2 protein-coding genes are annotated in these 1,927 nt (G+C 63.9%); both read right to left on the bottom strand.

Annotation, left to right across the window (positions count from 1 at the left end; all coding sequences use genetic code 11):
• On the bottom strand, window positions 1-1,054 hold a 1,054-nt coding region (locus AC5JJ6_RS09940), incomplete at its 3' end, for a calcium-binding protein (protein WP_496041887.1).
• A 240-nt stretch (window positions 1,055-1,294) separates the two neighbouring features.
• The coding region (locus AC5JJ6_RS09935; protein WP_496041886.1) for an anti-sigma factor at window positions 1,295-1,927 on the bottom strand (633 nt) is incomplete at its 5' end.

Below are 1,927 nucleotides of genomic sequence, written 5' to 3'. Positions count from 1 at the left end.
CGGTCAGGCGGTCGTCGCCCATGCCGGCGTTGATGTAGTAGGCCTCGTCCTCACCACTCTTGTCGAACTTGTCATTGCCTTTGGTCCCAAGACCGACGACATCGAACTGGTCTCCGCGCTGCACGCCGCTCACCAGATCACGCACGTCGAAAGTCACTCCCGGCGTGGCGCTGACGAAGCTGATGCCTTCGTCGTCGAAACGGCTGACCCCGCCGGTGAGGTTGCCCGCACCGTCCTCGGCCTGCAGCCGCACAGCAAGTCCGCCGTCCTGGTTGGCCATCGTCTCGCTGTCACGCGTGCTGCCGTTGCCGACTTCGCTGCTCGTGAAGGTCAGCCGGACCTGACCGGCGGCCGGAGACAGGACATTGACGGTATCGAAGCCCTTGCCGAGATCGACCGTGTCGATGCCGTCGGTGGCGACGTTGAAGATGGCAAGGTCGTTGCCCTTGCCACCAATGATGGTGTCGTTGCCGCCGCCGCCGATGAACGAGTCGTCGCCCTCACGCCCGTCCAGGCGGTCGTTGCCGGCGCCCCCGACCAGGAAGTCGTCGGCGCGGCCGCCGGTCACGTAATCGTCACCCATGCCGGCATTAATGTAATAGGCCTTGTGGGAACCGCTCTCGTTGAACTTGTCGTTGCCTTTGGTTCCCAGCTTGACCACGTCGAACTCGTTGCCGCGCTCGACGCCGCTGACCAGGTCGCGGACGTCGAACGTGAACTTACCCTTGCCGACGAAGCTGATGCCTTCGTCGTCGAACCGGCTGACCGGTCCGACAAGCTCTCCCGACTTGTTTTCAGCCTGTGCCCGGACCGCGAGGCCGCCATCCTGATTGGACATCGTATTGCTGTCGCGCGGACTGCCGTTGCCGACTTCGCTGCTTGTAAAGGTCAGCCGAACTTCCGGGGCGCCGCGTCCCACACCGATCGAAACCGTGTCGTTACCGTCGCCCAGATCGCGCTGGACCGCTTTGTCGCGGGAGATGTCGAAGCGAAAATGGTCGTCTTTATCGTGACCCCGCCCCGGGCGGCTGACCTGATGACCGTAATTCGTCATGTTGAAATCTCCTGTTCGATGCGAGCGGCCGACAGGGCCGCCGCGGATGATCGAAGGTGCGATCCCAAAGGACCCACATCCTGACTACCCAGCGGACGCACGAACGGATGCAGTGGCGGACCAGCTTTTTTAACCAATCTTTTCATCGTTGGAACCGGTACCGCGCAAGGGTATCCAATCAGGCAACCAGCGCCTGACGCCTGCAAAAAGCCGATAGAGCCATCGTCATAAGGGGGCGGATCAGAATGTTTGCGCCGCGTTTCCCTTATACAGGATCGGCCCCGTTGGACGTCCCGTGGGCGAACCGCCCGCCGGCTCCAGCGTGATCTCGAAGAACTGGTTGCTGGCGGGCGACGGCAGGTCGGACAGGTTCAACCGCACCGACCGGGCTTGCGAGAGCAGACCGATCGAGACGGGAGTGCTTTGCGGGGTCGGCAAGGTCCAGACCTGGAAGACCTGGTCCGGCGGTATCGTGAACTCCTGCAGCGGGACCAGCTTGACTTCCTGATCCTCGTAAATCTGGATAAGAGCGCCGGGACGCCTGTCGTCGGCCAGCAGCACGGCGACGTACAGGGGCTCCTCCGGCCGCGTCGCTACGGCGGTGACCAGCCCGGCGGTGAGCAGCAGCGACGCCGCCAGTCCTCCTACTGCGCAACGCTTCCAGAAGTTCTGGTTTGCCGCCGCTGTGGGAGCCGGCTTATGGGCTTCCGCCTCCGCGTGGGCGCCATCCGATCCGTCCAGCGACTGCTCGATGCGCTTCCACAAGGCGTCGTCCGCCTTTTCCGGTGCCGCCGTCCCGTCCAAGGCGCCCAAGCGCTGGCGCCATGCCTCGACATCGCGGGCGAACGCCGGATCTTCCGCCACGAGGCGCTC

This window comes from Skermanella sp. (genome assembly GCF_059503625.1).
The sequence above is the reverse complement of the archived record's forward strand: the minus strand, read 5'-3'. Positions and strand labels throughout refer to the sequence as shown.